This is a genomic window from Streptomyces sp. NPDC058045, assembly GCF_042885635.1.
In the GTDB taxonomy this organism is placed as follows: Bacteria; Actinomycetota; Actinomycetes; order Streptomycetales; family Streptomycetaceae; genus Streptomyces.
The window spans coordinates 1-18,013 of record NZ_JBHVRR010000043.1 but is presented as its reverse complement, the minus strand read 5'-3'; the positions used below and the strand labels follow the sequence as shown (position 1 = coordinate 18,013).

General features: G+C 71.8%; 15 protein-coding genes. 10 read left to right on the top strand and 5 right to left on the bottom strand.

Annotated features, from left to right (window positions below; translation table 11 throughout):
* Positions 1-82 precede the first annotated feature (82 nt).
* Positions 83-1,090, top strand: coding sequence for a TerC family protein (locus ACFVST_RS22765; protein WP_390154980.1), 1,008 nt, complete (start codon positions 83-85; stop codon positions 1,088-1,090).
* Between the two features lie 165 nt (positions 1,091-1,255).
* Positions 1,256-2,356 carry a calcium:proton antiporter gene (locus ACFVST_RS22760; RefSeq protein ID WP_390154977.1) on the top strand — a complete coding sequence of 367 codons (1,101 nt, stop codon included), beginning with the start codon at positions 1,256-1,258 and terminating at the stop codon, positions 2,354-2,356.
* Positions 2,357-2,365: 9 nt separating this feature from the next.
* Here ACFVST_RS22760 and ACFVST_RS22755 read toward each other — a convergent pair whose 3' ends face one another.
* Positions 2,366-3,430 carry a S66 peptidase family protein gene (locus tag ACFVST_RS22755; protein ID WP_390154974.1) on the bottom strand — a complete coding sequence of 355 codons (1,065 nt, stop codon included), beginning with the start codon at positions 3,428-3,430 and terminating at the stop codon, positions 2,366-2,368.
* 115 nt (positions 3,431-3,545) lie between these two features.
* Here ACFVST_RS22755 and aroQ point away from each other — a divergent pair, with 115 nt between their 5' ends.
* On the top strand, positions 3,546-4,019 hold the full coding sequence (aroQ, locus tag ACFVST_RS22750) for a type II 3-dehydroquinate dehydratase (RefSeq protein WP_390154971.1): 474 nt from the start codon (positions 3,546-3,548) through the stop codon (positions 4,017-4,019).
* 168 nt (positions 4,020-4,187) lie between these two features.
* Here aroQ and ACFVST_RS22745 read toward each other — a convergent pair whose 3' ends face one another.
* Together ACFVST_RS22745 and ACFVST_RS22740 are read right to left on the bottom strand one after the other, a co-directional pair.
* Positions 4,188-4,844: an MBL fold metallo-hydrolase gene (locus tag ACFVST_RS22745; protein WP_390154969.1), complete on the bottom strand. Its 657-nt coding sequence runs from the start codon at positions 4,842-4,844 to the stop codon at positions 4,188-4,190.
* Positions 4,845-4,864: 20 nt separating this feature from the next.
* Positions 4,865-5,551, bottom strand: coding sequence for a maleylpyruvate isomerase family mycothiol-dependent enzyme (locus tag ACFVST_RS22740; RefSeq protein ID WP_390154966.1), 687 nt, complete (start codon positions 5,549-5,551; stop codon positions 4,865-4,867).
* 257 nt (positions 5,552-5,808) lie between these two features.
* Here ACFVST_RS22740 and uvrA point away from each other — a divergent pair, with 257 nt between their 5' ends.
* Entirely contained in the window at positions 5,809-8,769 is a 2,961-nt protein-coding gene (gene uvrA / locus ACFVST_RS22735; RefSeq protein ID WP_390154963.1) for an excinuclease ABC subunit UvrA, read from the top strand.
* 86 nt (positions 8,770-8,855) lie between these two features.
* On the opposite strand, the gene ACFVST_RS22730 is transcribed toward uvrA, so the two are convergent.
* Together ACFVST_RS22730 and ACFVST_RS22725 are read right to left on the bottom strand one after the other, a co-directional pair.
* Positions 8,856-9,764: a carbohydrate kinase gene (locus ACFVST_RS22730; protein ID WP_390154960.1), complete on the bottom strand. Its 909-nt coding sequence runs from the start codon at positions 9,762-9,764 to the stop codon at positions 8,856-8,858.
* Entirely contained in the window at positions 9,761-10,849 is a 1,089-nt protein-coding gene (locus ACFVST_RS22725) for a LacI family DNA-binding transcriptional regulator (RefSeq protein ID WP_390154958.1), read from the bottom strand. The genes ACFVST_RS22730 and ACFVST_RS22725 overlap by 4 nt, the downstream gene beginning before the upstream one ends.
* A 207-nt stretch (positions 10,850-11,056) precedes the next feature.
* On the opposite strand from ACFVST_RS22725, the gene ACFVST_RS22720 reads away from it, so the two are divergent.
* The 6 genes from ACFVST_RS22720 (at position 11,057) to gap (ending at position 17,939) form a co-directional block, all read left to right on the top strand.
* The gene (locus tag ACFVST_RS22720; RefSeq protein WP_390154955.1) at positions 11,057-11,488 is read left to right on the top strand and encodes a Rieske (2Fe-2S) protein; all 432 of its coding nucleotides are present in this window, start codon (positions 11,057-11,059) and stop codon (positions 11,486-11,488) included.
* 73 nt (positions 11,489-11,561) lie between these two features.
* The gene (uvrC, locus tag ACFVST_RS22715) at positions 11,562-13,640 is read left to right on the top strand and encodes an excinuclease ABC subunit UvrC (protein ID WP_390154952.1); all 2,079 of its coding nucleotides are present in this window, start codon (positions 11,562-11,564) and stop codon (positions 13,638-13,640) included.
* A complete protein-coding gene (gene rapZ, locus ACFVST_RS22710; protein WP_390154949.1) occupies positions 13,637-14,641 on the top strand; it encodes an RNase adapter RapZ in 1,005 nt (334 codons plus the stop codon). Before uvrC ends, rapZ begins: the two co-directional genes overlap by 4 nt.
* Positions 14,638-15,714 (top strand): uridine diphosphate-N-acetylglucosamine-binding protein YvcK, encoded by a 1,077-nt coding sequence (gene yvcK / locus ACFVST_RS22705; RefSeq protein ID WP_390154946.1) that lies wholly within the window; start codon positions 14,638-14,640, stop codon positions 15,712-15,714. Before rapZ ends, yvcK begins: the two co-directional genes overlap by 4 nt.
* The gene (whiA, locus tag ACFVST_RS22700; RefSeq protein WP_390154943.1) at positions 15,705-16,694 is read left to right on the top strand and encodes a DNA-binding protein WhiA; all 990 of its coding nucleotides are present in this window, start codon (positions 15,705-15,707) and stop codon (positions 16,692-16,694) included. Before yvcK ends, whiA begins: the two co-directional genes overlap by 10 nt.
* A gap of 237 nt (positions 16,695-16,931) precedes the next feature.
* Positions 16,932-17,939: a type I glyceraldehyde-3-phosphate dehydrogenase gene (gap, locus tag ACFVST_RS22695; protein WP_390154940.1), complete on the top strand. Its 1,008-nt coding sequence runs from the start codon at positions 16,932-16,934 to the stop codon at positions 17,937-17,939.
* Positions 17,940-18,013 lie beyond the last annotated feature (74 nt).

Genomic DNA, 18,013 nt, shown 5'->3' with positions numbered 1-18,013 from the left:
AGGCCAGATCGGCCCGCCCCGGGTGGAAGAGACCTCCGGCAGCCACAGGCTGAGACCTGCCACACCTACTGCCGGAGGCGTCATGGATGTTTCTCTCACGCTCTGGGCCCTGACCGTCGTGGGCCTCGGGCTCCTCATCGGGGCCGACTTCTTCATCGGCCGCAAACCGCACGAGGTCTCCCTCAAGGAGGCCGCGATCTGGACCGTCGTCTGGATCGTGCTCGCCGGACTCTTCGGCGCGGGCCTGCTGCTGTTCGGCTCCGGCAAGTCCGCCGGGGAGTTCTTCGCGGGCTACATCACCGAGAAGTCGCTGAGCGTCGACAACCTCTTCGTCTTCGTCCTGATCATGGGCAAGTTCGCCGTGCCGGCCCGCTTCCAGCAGCGCGTCCTGCTGATCGGCGTGCTGATCGCGCTGGTGCTGCGCGCCGTCTTCATCGCCGCGGGCGCCGCCGTCATCGACCGCTTCTCCTCGGTCTTCTTCCTCTTCGGCGCCTTCCTCATCTGGACCGCAGTCAAGCTGATCCAGGAGGCCAGGGCCGACGCGGACGACGAGGAGTTCGAGGAGAACCGGCTGCTGAAGGCGGCCGAGCGCCGCTTCGGGGTGGCCGACCGCTACCACGGCACCCGGCTGTGGATCCGGCAGAACGGCAAGCGCGTGATGACGCCGATGCTCGTCGTCATGCTGGCCATCGGCACCACCGACGTCCTCTTCGCACTCGACTCCATCCCCGCGATCTTCGGCCTCACCCAGGACCCGTACATCGTCTTCACCGCCAACGCCTTCGCGCTGATGGGGCTCAGGCAGCTCTACTTCCTCATCGGCGGGCTGCTCAAGAAGCTCGTCCACCTCAGCTACGGCCTCTCCGTCATCCTCGCCTTCATCGGCGTCAAGCTCGTGCTGCACGCACTGCACGAGACCGGCGTGCCCGTCCCGGAGATCTCCACCGCGGTCTCCCTGGGCGTGATCTGCGCCGTGCTGGTCGTCACCACCGTGACCAGCCTCGTCGCCTCCCACCGGCAGGCCGAGGCGGAGGCCGAGGGCAGCGGCGAGGACCCCCTGGCGACCACCGGCGACCGACGGGAGCACTGAACCCAGCCCATGTACGAAGGCCAGCACACGCCCGACACCCAGCACACGCCCGACGGCCGGCACCCCCACGACCCGCACCACGCACCGGAACCGACCGACGCGGGGTGGGACGGGGACCCGGCACCCGGAGTGCACCCTCGCCCCCCGTCTGGAACGATCGGCGGCATGATCACCAGGCTCGCCGCACTCACCCGGCACTGGACGGGCCTGCTCCCGGTCCTCGCCGTGGTGCTGCTCGTCCTCACCTGGGGCCGCGATATGCCGGGCTTCGTCGTCGGCGTGATGACCCTGGTCCTGGCCGGTGCGGTGCTGGCCGCCGTGCACCACGCGGAGGTCGTCGCGCACCGCGTCGGCGAACCCTTCGGCTCCCTCGTCCTCGCCGTCGCCGTCACCGTCATCGAGGTGGCGCTCATCGTCACGCTCATGCTGGACGGCGGCGACAAGAGCGCCACCCTGGCCCGGGACACCGTCTTCGCCGCCGTGATGATCACCTGCAACGGCATCTTCGGACTCAGCCTGCTCGTCACCTCCATGCGGCACCGGGTCGCCGTCTTCAACCCGGAGGGCAGCGGCGCCGCGCTCGCCACCGTCGCCACCCTCGCCACCCTCAGCCTGGTACTGCCGACCTTCACCACCACCAAGCCGGGCCCCGAGTTCTCCACCCCCCAACTCACCTTCGCCGCCCTCGCGTCGCTCGCCCTCTACGGCCTCTTCGTCGCCACCCAGACCGTGCGGCACCGCGACTACTTCCTCCCGATCACCCGGCAGGGCAAGGTCATCGACGTCGACGACCACGCCGACACGCCCAGCCGCCGCACCGCCCTCAACAGCCTCGGCCTGCTCAGCCTCGCCCTCATCGGCGTCGTCGGCCTGGCCAAGGGCGTCTCCCCGACCATCGAGTCCGGGGTGGACGCGGCCGGGATGCCGCAGGCCGTGGTCGGTGTCGTCATCGCCCTGCTGGTGCTGCTGCCCGAGACGATCGCCGCGGTCCGCGCCGCCCGCCGGGACCGGGTGCAGACCAGCCTCAATCTCGCCCTGGGCTCCGCCATGGCCAGCATCGGCCTGACCATCCCCGCCGTCGCTCTCGCCTCGCTCTGGCTCACCGGACCGCTCACCCTCGGCCTCGGCGCCACCCATATGGTCCTGCTGGTGCTGACGGTGGTGGTCGGCACCCTCAGCATCGTGCCCGGCCGCGCCACCCCCCTCCAGGGCGGCGTCCACCTCGCCCTCCTCGCCGCCTACCTGGAACTCTCCGTCAACCCCTGACCGCCCGCGTCAGTACCGCACGGTGATCCGCCGCGCCGGCCCGTCCACCCGCACCACACCCCCGTACGGCACCACCAGTTGCGGGTCGGTGTGCCCGAGGTCCACCCCGAAGACGACGGGCAGGCGCGGCGCGTACCGCGAGAGCGCCCGCAGCACCGCCTCCCGCTGCGCCCGGCGGTACTCCTCCCGCTCCCGCGCACCCCGCCGTTCCGCCAGCGACCAGGCCCGGGCCCGCCCCATCAGCAGCGCCGAGAACCGCCCGAGCAGCCCCCGCTCGCCCAACTCCCCGAGCAACCGGAAGACCTCCTCCGCCGAAGGCAGCTCCTCCGAAGTCTCCAGGAAGAGCACACAGTTGTCGTAGGCGGCCGGGTCGCGGGCGATCTCCCGGCCATCCGCCAGCAGCCGGGCGACGACCTCCAGACAGCCGCCCCAGGTCCGCCCCTCCACCACACCGCCGGGCCCCTCCCAGGGCCCGTGCCAGCACCAGCCGGGCGCCGGCCCGGTCTCCGGCTCCGCAGTGAACGTCGCCGGATCGTCCCAGGGCCGGTTCACCTCCCCGAACCGCTCCGGCGGCCTCAACTCGTAGGGCCCGCTGGTGAACAGCGCGGCCCGCAGCGACTCCTCGGTGAGCGGAGCCATCGCCCCCGGCCGCCCCAGCTCGCACATCACCGACCCGCCGTGGTACCCGACGATCCCGGTGTTCCACAGGAAGGCCAGCAGATTGGTGTTGTCGCTGTACCCGAGGAACCGCTTGGGATGCCCCCCGATCAACTCCCGGTCCAGCAGCGGCAGTACGGTGATCTGGTCCTCGCCCCCGATGCTCGCCAGGACGGCCGCCACCGAGGGGTCCGCGAACGCCGTGTGCAGATCGTCCGCCCGCTGCCGGGGAGTTGAGCGCAGCAGCCGCGTCGACGGGTACTCCACCGGCTCCAGACCGAACACCGAACGCAGCCGCCGCAACCCCAACTCGTAGGGCGCGGGGAAGAGTTCGGGCAGGCCGCCGGAGAGGGACACGACCGCGATCCGGTCCCCGGGGCGCACCGGGGGAGGAGGGGTGAACGTCGGCTGGACCATGCCCGGAGGCTACGGCGGCCCGCCCGCCCGTCGCACCCGATTTCCGGCCCCGTGATAGACCGGCATCCGACAGCCGCCCCAGGCCGCCCGGCCCCCGCAACGCCCAAGGAGCACCGTGCCCCGCACCTTCGCCAGCGCCCCGGTGATGGTCCTCAACGGACCCAATCTGAACCTCCTCGGCAAGCGCCAGCCCGAGATCTACGGCACCGACACCCTCGCCGACATCGAGGCCCTCTGCTCCGAGGCCGCGGCCGTCCACGGCGGCACCGTCGACCTGCGCCAGTCCAACCACGAGGGCGAGCTGATCGACTGGATCCACGAGGCACGCGAGGCGCACTCCGGGATCGTCATCAACCCGGCCGCCTACACCCACACTTCGGTGGCCATCCTGGACGCCCTGAACACCTGCGACGGCCTGCCGGTGATCGAGGTGCACCTTTCCAACGTGCACCGGCGCGAGGAGTTCCGGCACCACTCGTATGTCTCGCTGCGCGCCGACGGCGTCATCGCGGGCTGCGGCATCCAGGGCTACGCCTTCGCAGTGCACCGGGTCGCCACGCTGTGCGGCGCGGGCACCGCTGCCGCCTGACCCTGGTGCGGCGGCCTCCCCGGAGGCGTTTTCGCAGGTCAGGGCTGATTGTCAGTGGCGGGTGCCACTATCGGGGGCATGTCTTTCGGACCGCGCGACATCCCGTACCGCAGTGCCCCGCGCCTGCCCCGCCCGTCTCGGGGCGGGTCGGCGCGGGGCCGGGCGGTGTCACCAGCCGCGCTCGCGCCACTCGCCGAGGTGCGGCCGCTCCGCGCCCAGCGTGGTGTCCTTGCCGTGGCCGGGATAGACCCAGGTCTCGTCCGGCAGCGGGCCGAAGATCTTCTCCTCCACATCGTCCAGCAGCCGGACGAAGGCCACCGGGTCCTTGGAGGTGTGGCCCACACCGCCGGGGAAGAGGCAGTCGCCGGTGAAGACATGGGGGTGGCCGTGCAGGTCGTCGTAGACCAGCGCGATCGAGCCCGGGGTGTGGCCGACCAGATGCCGCACCGTCAGCGCCACCCGTCCCACACGCACCTGGTCGCCGTCGGCCAGCGCCACATCGGTGGCGACGGGGATGCCCTCGACGTCGTCCCGCCCGGCCTGGGTCCGCGCCCCGGTCGCCGCGACCACCTCGGCCAGCGCCTGCCAGTGGTCGGGGTGGCGGTGGGTGGTGACCACGGAGGCGATGCCGTCCTCGCCGATCAGGGTGAGCAGCGTCCTGGGCTCGTTCGCCGCGTCGATCAGCGCCTGCTCGCCGGTGGCGCGGCAGCGCAGCAGATAGGCGTTGTTCTCCATCGGGCCGACGGCCACCTTGGAGATCATCAGGTCCCGCAACTCATGCACATCCGCGGGGCCGCCGACCCGCACATCTCCGCTGTACGTCATGGCCGCCAGCCTACCCAGGGCTACAGCGGCGGCAGCGGCGGCAGTGTGCCACCGGTCACCGCCAGCGCGGTGCCGTCCCGGCGCCCGGCCAGCCAGCCCATCACCTCGGCCGCGGTCCCGGACACCTCGACCGTCCCGCCCCCGGCGCCGCCGCCGGTGGTCCAGCTCCGCCCGTCCGCCGTGATCCGCACCGGCACCACCTCGGGGTGGCCCTCGAAGCGTGCGGTGAGGAAGCCGGTCTCCCGTTCCACGAAGGCGCCCGGCAGATCCTCCAGCTCGTATCCGGCGTCCAGGTCGACATGGTGCAGCTCCACCTCGATCAGCCGCCGGAAGGGCACCCCGGACGCCGAGTCGGTGATGCCGTTGCGCAGTTCCACCGTGCGGGACCAGTCGGTGGTGAGTGCGGCCTGCTCCTCCAGGCGGAGCGCGCTCGCCCTCAGATCGGCGAGCTGCTCGGCCGCGCCACGGGGGGCGTCCCGCTCGATGTCCTCGTCCCGGGCCGTTTCGCTCTCGTACATGGGGCGGCCGGCGAGGACGTTCACCAAGGCGTCCGCGTTGCGGGAGAGATGGGCCAGGACATGGCCGCGGGTCCAGCCCGGCAGCCGTGACGGTCCGGCCAGGTCCGCGTTGTCCAGTCGGGCGGCCGCGGTCAGCAGCCGGTCGGTCGCGTCACGTACAGATGCGAGGTCGTGCACATGATCGTTCATGGCTCCGAAGATAGTCCCGCCACTCCTTCGGGTGAAGGTGGCGACCGACCCCCTTGAATCGAATGTGCGTGCTATAGGCTCGGCCGGGGCATCGGGCATCCTGGAAGTCCGGGTCCGGGCCGGCCGGGAATGACCGGGCGGCGGCGGAGGTTGCACCCAAGCGGGAAAGCACCGCTCGCCGAAGACGGCCCCCTCAAGCCTGTGGGTGACCGGGGCCCTGCCCTTGTCTCCCTCTCTCAAGAAAGGTGCGGACCGGCGTGGCCGACCGTCTCATCGTCCGTGGCGCGCGCGAGCACAATCTGAGGAACGTCTCGCTCGACCTGCCACGCGACTCCCTCATCGTCTTCACCGGTCTGTCCGGATCCGGCAAGTCCTCCCTCGCCTTCGACACGATCTTCGCCGAGGGCCAGCGCCGCTACGTCGAGTCGCTCTCCTCGTACGCGCGGCAGTTCCTCGGGCAGATGGACAAGCCCGACGTCGACTTCATCGAGGGCCTCTCGCCCGCCGTCTCCATCGACCAGAAGTCCACCTCGCGCAATCCGCGCTCCACCGTCGGCACCATCACCGAGGTCTACGACTACCTCCGGCTGCTCTTCGCCCGGATCGGCAAGCCGCACTGTCCCGAGTGCGGGCGCCCCATCGCCCGGCAGTCGCCGCAGGCCATCGTGGACAAGGTGCTGGAGCTGCCCGAGGGCAGCCGCTTCCAGGTGCTGTCGCCGCTGGTGCGCGAGCGCAAGGGCGAGTTCGTGGACCTCTTCTCCGACCTCCAGACCAAGGGCTACAGCCGGGCCCGGGTGGACGGCGCCACCGTCCAGCTCTCCGAGCCGCCCACGTTGAAGAAGCAGGAGAAGCACACCATCGAGGTGGTGGTGGACCGCCTCACCGTCAAGGACAGCGCCAAGCGCCGCCTCACCGACTCGGTGGAGACCGCCCTCGGCCTCTCCGGCGGCATGGTCGTCCTCGACTTCGTGGACCTCCCGGAGGACGACCCCGAGCGCGAGCGGATGTACTCGGAGCACCTCTACTGCCCCCATGACGACCTCTCCTTCGAGGAGTTGGAGCCCCGCTCCTTCTCCTTCAACTCGCCCTTCGGCGCCTGCCCGGACTGCACCGGCATCGGCACCCGGATGGAGGTCGACCCGGAGCTGATCGTCCCCGACGAGGAGAAGTCCCTGGACGAGGGCGCCATCCACCCCTGGTCGCACGGCCACACCCGGGACTACTTCGGCCGGCTCGTCGGAGCCCTCGCCGACGCCCTCGGCTTCCGTACCGACATCCCCTTCGCGGGTCTGCCGCAGCGTGCCAAGAAGGCGCTGCTGAACGGCCACAAGACCCAGATCGAGGTGCGTTACCGCAACCGCTACGGCCGCGAGCGGGTCTACACCACGCCCTTCGAAGGCGCCGTGCCGTTTGTGAAGCGGCGGCACAGCGAGGCGGAGAGCGACTCCAGCCGGGAGCGCTTCGAGGGCTATATGCGCGAGGTGCCCTGCCCCACCTGCGAGGGCACCCGGCTCAAGCCGATCGTGCTGGCGGTGACGGTGATGGGCAGGTCCATCGCCGAGGTCTCCGCCATGTCCATCAGCGAATGCGCCGAGTTCCTGGGCGCCATGAAGCTGAACGCCCGCGACCGGAAGATCGCCGAGCGCGTCCTCAAGGAGGTCAACGAGCGCCTACGGTTCCTGGTCGACGTCGGCCTCGACTACCTCTCGCTGAACCGCGCGGCGGGCACCCTCTCCGGCGGCGAGGCCCAGCGCATCCGCCTCGCCACCCAGATCGGCTCCGGCCTGGTCGGCGTGCTCTACGTCCTGGACGAGCCGTCCATCGGCCTGCACCAGCGGGACAACCACCGCCTGATCGAGACCCTGGTCCGCCTCCGCGACATGGGCAACACCCTGATCGTGGTCGAGCACGACGAGGACACCATCAACGTCGCCGACTGGGTCGTGGACATCGGCCCCGGTGCCGGTGAGCACGGCGGCGAGGTCGTGCACAGCGGCCCGTTGAAGGGACTCCTCGCCAACCACCGGTCGATCACCGGGCAGTACCTCGCCGGCAAGCGGTCCATCGCCCTGCCCGACATCCGCCGCCCCGCGGACCCCGGCCGCCGCCTCACCGTGCACGGCGCCCGGGAGAACAACCTCCAGGACATCGACGTCGCCTTCCCGCTGGGCGTCCTCACCGCCGTCACCGGAGTCTCCGGATCCGGCAAGTCCACCCTGGTCAACGACATCCTCTACACCCACCTCGCCCGCGAACTCAACGGCGCCCGCAGCGTGCCCGGCCGGCACACCCGCGTCGACGGCGACGACCTGGTGGACAAGGTGGTGCACGTCGACCAGTCACCCATCGGCCGCACCCCCCGCTCCAACCCGGCCACCTACACCGGCGTCTTCGACCATGTGCGCCGCCTCTTCGCCGAGACCACCGAGGCCAAGGTCCGCGGATACCTGCCGGGCCGCTTCTCCTTCAACGTCAAGGGCGGCCGCTGCGAGAACTGCTCCGGCGACGGCACCATCAAGATCGAGATGAACTTCCTGCCGGATGTGTACGTACCGTGCGAGGTCTGCCACGGCGCGCGCTACAACCGGGAGACCCTGGAGGTGCACTACAAGGGCAAGTCCATCGCCGAGGTGCTGGACATGCCCATCGAGGAGGCGCTCGGCTTCTTCGAGGCGGTCCCCGCCATCGCCCGCCATCTGCGGACGCTCAACGACGTCGGCCTCGGCTACGTCCGCCTCGGCCAATCGGCGCCCACCCTCTCCGGCGGTGAGGCCCAGCGCGTCAAGCTGGCCAGCGAACTCCAGAAGCGCTCCACCGGCAGCACCGTCTACGTCCTGGACGAGCCCACCACCGGCCTGCACTTCGAGGACATCAGCAAGCTGATCTCGGTCCTCTCCGGTCTGGTCGAGAAGGGCAACACGGTCATCGTCATCGAGCACAACCTCGATGTGATCAAGACGGCCGACTGGGTCGTGGACATGGGCCCGGAGGGCGGCAGCGGCGGCGGTCTCGTCGTCGCGGAGGGCACCCCCGAGCAGGTCGCCTCGATCCCCGCCAGCCACACCGGCAAGTTCCTCCGCGATGTGCTGGGCCCGGACCGCATCAGCGACGCCACCCCGGTGAAGAAGGCCCCCCGCCGCACCACCGGACCGGCCTCCGCCCGCGCCACCAAGTCGGCCGCTACGGCGAAGAGTTCGGCCCGCGCCAGGAAGTCCTGAAGGTCCGGCCGCAAGCCCGGACGTCCCGCCGCGCGCCGGTGCCCCCGCCAGGCACCGGTGCGCGGGGAAGTAGCCGAGGGAGTCCTCTATTCCGCCGCCAACTCCCGTGCGTACGGGGGCTGGGCGCCGGGGCGGGAGCAGGTGAGCGCCGCGGCGCGGGCGGCGAAGCGGAGGACGTCCTCCCAGGTGTCCTCGGGCAGTGCGGCCAACGCCGGTGCGGAGAGGGCGTCATGGGCGGCCAGTCGATGCAGCAACGCCGCGTTGACCGTGTCGCCCGCCCCGATGGTGTCCACCACCGTCACCGGCTCACCCGGCACCGACACCTCCCCGCGCCGCGTCAGCACCGTCAGCCCCTTCCCACCCCGGGTGACCACCACCGCCGCCGGACCCGACGCCAGCCACTCCGCCGGGCTGCCGCCCAACCACCCGGCGTCCTCCTCGGAGAGTTTCAGCAGCCCCGTGAAAGGCAGCCAGCCGCGGAAACGGGCCCGGTACGCCTCCGGGTCCGGGATGAGGCCGGCCCGGATGTTCGGGTCGAGCGCGGTGAGGAGCCCCTGCCCGGCAGCCCGCCGCATCAGCTCCGTATAGGCGGTGGCGCCCGGCTCCAGTACCAGTGAGCAGGTGCCGAAGGACAACGCCCGGGTGGCGCCGGGTAGTTGACGGGGCGCGGTGAACAGGCGGTCCGCGGTGCCCTCGACATAGAAGCCGTACCCGGCGGAGCCGTCCTCGCCGACCGAGGCGACCGCCAGCGTCGTCGGCTCCGTACCCCGCTGCACCAGCGACACATCCACCCCCGCCGCCCGCAGCCCGTCCAGCAGTGCCGTACCGAAGGCGTCCGAGGACACCCGGGAGCAGAAGGCGGCCGGGGAGCCTAGCCGCCCCAGCGCCACCGCCGTGTTGTACGGGCCGCCGCCGAGCCGGGGCGCGAGATCCGCCAGCGCTCCCGGGACCCGCGGTACCAGATCGATCAGGGCCTCACCTGCGACGACGATCAACGGTCTGTTCCTCTCCGTGAAGTCGGTATCCGTGGAAGGCGGTCCGTCCGCTTCGGGGCCGCCGCGTCGTCCGGGCAGCCGCAGGAGGAACGGTGGACGAAGGCGCAGGGCAGCCGGACAGTGCGCGGCGGGCGGTCCGGCGCGTCCACCCGGTCCAGCAGCAGCCGTAGCGCTGTGGCCCCGATCTCCGCGGCGGGCTGGGCGACGGCCGTGAGCCGCGGCTCGAAGAGGTCCGCCCAGGGGAAGTCGCCGAAGCCCACCAGTGCGACATCCCGCGGCACCCGCCGCCGCAGGGCGCGGAGTGCGCGCAGGGTGCCGAGGGTCATCGCGTCGTTCGCGGCCAGCAGCGAGGTCGGCGGGGCGGGCCGGTCGAGCAGCGCGCGGGCGGCGGCCTCGGCGCCGTCGGCCGTCGAGTGCCCGGCCGCGACCAGCGCCGGATCGAAGCGGAGCCCGGCCGCCGCCAGCCCCGCCCGGTAACCGGCCAGCCGCTCCCGGCTGGTGCTCAGCCCCGCGAGCCCCGCGATCAGCCCGATCCGGGTGTGGCCGAGCCCCGCCAGATGCGCCACCAACTCCTCGGCGGGCCCCGCGTTCTCCGCCCCCACCTGATCGAACGCCCAGCCCCCGCCCCCGTCCTCCGGGGCTGGTACGCGATCCAGCAGGACCGTCGGTACGCGGTGCCGCCGCAGGTAGTCGAGGAGCGCGGCCGGGGCGGCGGACGGGGTGAGGATCAGGCCGTCCACCCGCCGCTGGTGCAGCAGCCGCACCACCCGCAGCTCATGCCCCGGATCGTCGTGTGGATCGGCGACCAGCAGGCCGTACCCGTGCTCCAGGGCGGCGGCCTCGACTCCGCTGAGGATCTCGGCGAAGTACGGGTGCCGGGCCGCGGAGACCGCGAGGCCCACGGTCCCGGTGCGGGCGGTGACCAGGGAGCGGGCCAGGGTGTTGTGGGTGTAGCCGAGGGCCTCGATGGCGTCCAGCACGGCCTGCCGGGTGGCGGGCCGGACCGGGCGGGTGCCGTTCAGCACATGCGAGACCGTGGCCGCGGACACCCCGGCCCGCCGCGCCACATCCGCCATGGTCGCCATCCCGCCCCACTCCGCCGCCGGTCACCGACCGCGAAGCTACCCGACACCCACCCCGCAGGTAAACGCTTACGCAACCGCTTGCGGACGACCCCCGGCGGATCCCGGCGGACGCGGAGCCGCCGCGCCCACCCGCCCGCGGGCCCCGGGTGCCGCCTGGATATCCTCGGCGGGCGACCACGGAACACCCGTCCGACCAGGGGAGACGTCATGCCGAGCCGTCCGCGTCCGCCGCGCCGTACGCTGCTGCGTGGTGCCGCCACGGCGCCGGTGGCCGGGCTGGGCCTCGCCGCCTGCGCACCCCAGGACGACTCGACGGTCGCCGCCCTCCCCACCGCCCCCGTGGACCTCGGCCCGGAGAAGGACATCCCGGCCGGCGGGGCGCGGCTCTTCGCCGACGACCAGGTGGTCGTCAGCAGGTCCGGGGACGGCACCTGCAAGGCGTTCAGCACCATCTGCACCCACCGCAAGTGCGTCATGAACGACTTGGAGGCGACCACCCTCACCTGTGTCTGCCACGGCAGCAAGTTCGACGCGACCAGCGGCAAGGTCCTTCATCCACCGGCCAGTTCACCCCTGATCGAGCTGCCGGTACGGGTGGAGAAGGGCAACGTGGTGGTCGGCCCGGCGGACCGGACCTGACCCGCTCCGCGGCCCCTCCCCGGGAGGCGGTCGCGGCGCCCGCCGGGACCCCGTACGACAGTAGGGTGTGGGCATGGCCGACCCCTCCTCCTACCGTCCCAAGCCGGGACAGATCCCCGACTCCCCGGGGGTCTACCGCTTCCGCGACGAGCACCGCCGGGTGATCTACGTGGGGAAGGCGAAAAGCCTGCGCCAGCGCCTGGCCAACTACTTCCAGGACCTGGCCGGACTGCACCCCCGCACCCGCACCATGGTCACCACCGCCGCCTCCGTCGAGTGGACCGTGGTCACCACCGAGGTCGAGGCGCTCCAGCTCGAATACACCTGGATCAAGGAGTTCGACCCGCGGTTCAACGTCAAGTACCGCGACGACAAGAGCTATCCGTATCTCGCGGTGACCCTGAACGAGGAGTTCCCCCGGGTCCAGGTGATGCGCGGCAAGAAGCGGAAGGGCGTGCGCTACTTCGGGCCGTACGGTCATGCCTGGGCGATCCGGGACACCGTCGATCTGCTGCTGCGGGTCTTCCCGGTGCGCACCTGCTCGGCCGGTGTGTTCAAGAACGCGGCCCGCACCGGCCGCCCCTGCCTGCTCGGCTACATCGGGAAGTGCTCGGCGCCCTGCGTGGGCCGCGTCACCCCCGAGGAACACCGTGAACTCGCCGAGGAGTTCTGCGACTTCATGGCCGGCCGCACCGGCACCTATCTGCGCCGCCTGGAGCGCGGCATGGCCGAGGCCGCCGAGGAGCTGGAGTACGAGCGGGCGGCGCGGCTGCGGGACGACATCGGGGCGCTGCGCAAGGCGATGGAGCGGAGCGCGGTGGTCCTCGCCGACGCCACCGACGCCGATCTGATGGCCCTCGCCGAGGACGAGCTGGAGGCCGCCGTACAGATCTTCCATGTACGGGGCGGGCGGGTGCGCGGCCAGCGCGGCTGGGTCACCGACAAGGTCGAGGCCGTCACCACCGCCGACCTGGTCGAGCACGCCCTCCAGCAGCTCTACGGCGAGGAGAGCGGCGACGCGGTGCCCAAGGAGGTGCTGGTGCCCGCACTGCCGGAGCCGGTGGTTCCGGTACAGGAGTGGCTGAGCGGGCGGCGCGGGGCGCAGGTCTCGCTGCGGGTCCCGCAGCGCGGCGACAAGCGGGCCCTGATGGAGACGGTGGAACGCAACGCGCAGCAGGCCCTCGCCCTGCACAAGACGAAACGTGCCTCCGATCTGACGACCCGCTCCCGCGCCCTGGAGGAGATCGCCGCCGCCCTCGACCTGGACAGCGCCCCACTGCGGGTCGAGTGCTACGACATCTCGCATCTCCAGGGCGACGACGTGGTGGCCTCCATGGTGGTCTTCGAGGACGGGCTGGCCCGCAAGAGCGAGTACCGGCGCTTCCAGATCAAGGGCTTCCGCGGCCAGGACGACGTCCGCTCCATGCACGAGGTGATCACCCGCCGCTTCCGCCGCTACCTCGCCGAGCAGGAGCGGACCGGCGCCTGGTCCGCGGGGGAGCAGGCCGGCGGCGACCCGGACCCGGCGGCCGGGCCCGCGCTCGCCGAGGAGGACGCGCTCACCGAGGAGAACGGCCGCCCCAGGCGCTTCGCGTACCCGCCGCAACTGGTCGTGGTGGACGGCGGGCAGCCGCAGGTGGCGGCCGCCCGGCGGGCCCTGGACGAGCTGGGCATCGACGACATCGCGGTGTGCGGCCTGGCCAAGCGGCTGGAGGAGGTGTGGGTGCCGGACGAGGACGACCCGGTGGTCCTGCCCCGCACCAGCGAGGGCCTCTACCTGCTGCAACGGGTACGCGACGAGGCGCACCGCTTCGCCCTCGCCTACCAGCGCACCAAGCGGGCCAAGCGCTTCCGGTCCGGCCCGCTGGACGACGTACCGGGCCTGGGCGAGACCCGTAAGCAGGCCCTGGTCAAGCATTTCGGTTCGGTGAAGAAGCTCCGCACGGCCACGGTGGACGAGATCTGCGAGGTACCCGGCATAGGCCGGAAGACGGCGGAGACCGTGGCCGCGGCCTTCGCCGCCGCGGCTCCCGCCGCACCCGCCGTGAACACGGCGACAGGAGAGATCATGGAAGACGAGGAGCCCGGTACCGGTGCCCGCGCCGCGGACGCCCCGGGCAGTGCACAGGATCGACGGGGGCAGGAGACATGAACGAGCGCAGCACCCACCGAGACGGTTCCGGGGAACCGGGCACCCCGGACCAGGCCACCACACCCGAGGGACCGCCCACCCCGGACACGTCCGCACCTCCCGAAGCCGCCGCGGCACCCGGGGCAGGGGACGCCGAAGCCGCCACCCCGGAGCTGGTGATCATCTCCGGGATGTCCGGCGCCGGGCGCTCCACCGCCGCCAAGTGCCTTGAGGACCTCGGCTGGTTCGTCGTGGACAACCTGCCGCCCGCCCTGATCCCCACCATGGTCGAGCTGGGCGCCCGCTCGCAGGGCAACGTCGCCCGGATCGCCGTCGTGGTCGACGTCCGCGGCCGCCGCTTCTTCGACAACCTGCGCGAGTCCCTGGCCGACCTGGATGCGCGGAACGTCACCCGCCGCATCGTGTTCCTGGAGTCCTCCGACGACGCCCTGGTGCGCCGCTTCGAGTCGGTGCGCCGGCCGCACCCGCTCCAGGGCGACGGCCGCATCGTCGACGGCATCTCCGCGGAACGCGAGCTGCTGCGGGAACTGCGCGGCGACGCCGACCTGGTGATCGACACCTCCGGCCTCAACGTGCACGAACTGCGCGCCAAGATGGACGCCCAGTTCGCCGGCGAGGAGGAGCCCGAACTCCGCGCCACCGTCATGTCGTTCGGCTTCAAGTACGGCCTGCCGGTGGACGCCGACCTCGTCGTGGACATGCGCTTCCTGCCGAACCCGCACTGGGTTCCCGAGCTGCGCTCCTTCACCGGCCTCAACGAGGAGGTCGCCGGCTACGTCTTCAACCAGCCCGGAGCCAAGGAGTTCCTGGACCGGTACGCCGAGCTGCTGCACCTGGTCGCCGCCGGGTACCGCCGCGAGGGCAAGCGCTATGTGACCATCGCCGTCGGCTGCACCGGCGGCAAGCACCGCTCGGTGGCGATGTCGGAGAAGCTCGCCGCCCGCCTCGCCGCGGACGGTGTGGAGACCGTGGTGGTGCACCGGGACATGGGCCGCGAATGACCGACCGCATCCCGCGGCTCGGCAGGCTGCGCCGGGGCGCGCTCCCCACCCAGAGCGACCCTTCCCGGCGCAGCGCCCGCGCCGGGCGGGTCGGGCGCGGGCGGCGCGGTGCGGCGCCCAAGGCCGTCGCCCTCGGCGGCGGAATGGGCCTGTCCGCCTCGCTCGCCGCCCTGCGCCGGATCACCGGCGACCTCACCGCCGTGGTCACCGTCGCCGATGACGGCGGCTCCAGCGGCCGGCTCCGCGACGAGATGGGCGTACTGCCCCCCGGTGACCTGCGCAAGGCGCTCGCCGCGCTCTGCGGTGACGACGACTGGGGGCAGACCTGGGCCCGGGTCATCCAGCACCGCTTCCACTCCGGCGGCGAGATGCACGGCCACGCCGTCGGCAATCTCCTCATCGTCGCCCTGTGGGAGCAGCTCGGCGACCATGTGCAGGCGCTCGACCTGGTGGGCCGGCTCCTCGGCGCACACGGCCGCGTCCTGCCGATGTCCGCCGTCCCCCTGGAACTCCAGGCCCTGGTACGCGGCCACGACCCGGCCCGCCCGCACGACGTGGACACCGTACGGGGCCAGGCCACCGTGGCGCTGACCACCGGCGAGGTGCAGTCCGTGCATCTGGTGCCGCACGATCCGCCGGCGGTGCCGGAGGCGGTGGCCGCGGTACTGGACGCGGACTGGGTGGTCCTCGGCCCCGGCTCCTGGTTCTCCTCCGTCATCCCGCACCTGCTGGTGCCCGAGCTGCTGGACGCGCTGCTCACCACCAAGGCCCGGCGGGTGCTCTCGCTGAACCTCGCGCCGCAGCCCGGCGAAACCGAAGGCTTCTCACCGCAGCGTCATTTGGAGGTTTTGGCACGACACGCCCCTAAACTCGCCCTGGACGTGGTGCTGGCCGACGAGGCGGCGGTGCCAGACCGGGACTCGCTCACCGAGGCCGCCGACCGTTTCGGCGCGGCGGTGGAGCTGGCGCCGGTGGCCCGGCCCGACGGCACCCCGAGGCACGATCCGGAGCTGTTGGCCGCCGCGTACGACCGTATTTTTCGGATGCATGGAAGGATCGGCCCATGGCGATGACGGCAGCGGTGAAGGACGAGGTCTCCCGGCTTCCCGTCACCCGTACCTGCTGCAGGAAGTCGGAGGTCTCGGCGATGCTGCGGTTCGCCGGCGGCCTGCACCTGGTCAGCGGGCGCATCGTGATCGAGGCCGAACTGGACACCGCGATGGCGGCCCGCCGCCTCAAGCGGGACATCCTGGAGATCTTCGGGCACAGCTCCGAGCTGATCGTGATGGCCCCGGGCGGGCTGCGCCGCGGCTCGCGCTATGTGGTCCGGGTGGTGGCCGGCGGCGACCAACTCGCCCGCCAGACCGGCCTGGTGGACGGACGCGGCCGCCCCATCCGCGGTCTGCCCCCGCAGGTCGTCTCGGGCGCCACCTGCGACGCGGAGGCCGCCTGGCGGGGCGCGTTCCTGGCGCACGGCTCGCTCACCGAGCCCGGCCGGTCCTCCTCGCTTGAGGTGACCTGCCCCGGACCCGAGGCGGCCCTGGCGCTGGTGGGGGCGGCCCGCAGACTGTCCATCGCCGGCAAGGCCCGCGAGGTGCGCGGCGTCGACCGGGTCGTGGTCCGCGACGGCGACGCCATCGGCGCCCTGCTGACCCGGCTCGGCGCCCATGAGTCGGTCCTCGCCTGGGAGGAGCGCCGGATGCGGCGCGAGGTCCGGGCCACCGCGAACCGGCTGGCCAACTTCGACGACGCCAACCTGCGGCGCTCGGCCCGTGCGGCGGTGGCCGCCGGGGCGCGGGTGCAGCGGGCGCTGGAGATCCTCGGCGAGGAGGTGCCCGAACACCTCGCCGCCGCGGGCCAGTTGCGGATGGAGCACAAGCAGGCCTCGCTGGAGGAGCTGGGCGCGCTGGCCGACCCGCCGCTCACCAAGGACGCGGTCGCCGGCCGGATCCGGCGGCTGCTGGCGATGGCCGACAAGCGGGCCCAGGACCTGGGTGTCCCGGGCACCGAATCGAACCTCACGGAGGAGATGGCGGGCGACCTCGCGGTGTGAGCGAGGGCTCGCCCGGATGAGCGGCGAAAGTGCGGCTGACCTGGTCGTTTGAGCGGTTCCGCGGCCGGATGAGCGGGGTCGGCGGGGAGCTACCGGCGGGTTCCGGGCAGCGGGTCGTCCCAGCCTCCGTTCGATGAGACCCGACGGGCCCGGGGGAGGTAGGGTCGGGAGCGGTCGGGGACATCCCAATACATCTCGCCGGCGTCGAAACCGGCGTACCAACGAGGAGATCGGTTCGTGACGATCCGCGTAGGCATCAACGGCTTTGGCCGCATCGGTCGCAACTACTTCCGCGCGCTGCTTGAGCAGGGTGCGGACATCGAGATCGTGGCTGTCAACGACCTGGGTGACACCGCGACCACCGCCCACCTGCTGAAGTACGACACCATCCTGGGCACGCTCAAGGAGCCCGTGTCGCACACCGCCGACACCATCACCGTGGGCGACCACACCATCAAGGTGCTCTCCGAGCGGAACCCGGCCGACATCCCCTGGGGTGAGCTGGGTGTGGACGTGGTGATCGAGTCCACCGGCATCTTCACCAAGCGCGACGACGCCGCCAAGCACCTCGCGGGCGGCGCCAAGAAGGTCCTCATCTCGGCTCCGGCCAAGGACGAGGACATCACCATCGTCATGGGCGTCAACGAGGACAAGTACGACCCGGCGAAGCACCACGTCATCTCCAACGCCTCCTGCACCACCAACTGCGTGGCGCCGATGGCGAAGGTCCTCGACGAGAACTTCGGCATCGTCAAGGGCCTGATGACGACGGTCCACGCGTACACCAACGACCAGCGCATCCTGGACTTCCCGCACAAGGACCTGCGCCGCGCCCGCGCCGCCGCGGAGAACATCATCCCCACCACCACCGGTGCCGCCAAGGCCACCGCGCTGGTCCTGCCGCAGCTCAAGGGCAAGCTGGACGGCCTCGCCATGCGCGTCCCGGTCCCCACCGGCTCGGTCACCGACCTGGTCGTGGAGCTGGAGCGCGAGGTCACCAAGGACGAGGTCAACGCCGCCTTCGAGAAGGCCTCCCAGGAGGGGCCGCTCCAGGGCAAGCTGTTCTACACCGCCGACCCGATCGTCTCCTCGGACATCGTCGGCACCCCGCCCTCCTGCACCTTCGACTCGCTGCTGACGATGGCCGACGGCAAGACCGTCAAGATCATCGGCTGGTACGACAACGAGTGGGGCTACTCGAACCGCCTCGTCGACCTCACGGTCTTCGTCGGGGACCAGCTCTGATCCGTATCAGCGGTACGGCAGGCGACAGCTCGATGTGAGGAACAGGGTCCGGACGGCGCGACGGAGCGCCGTCC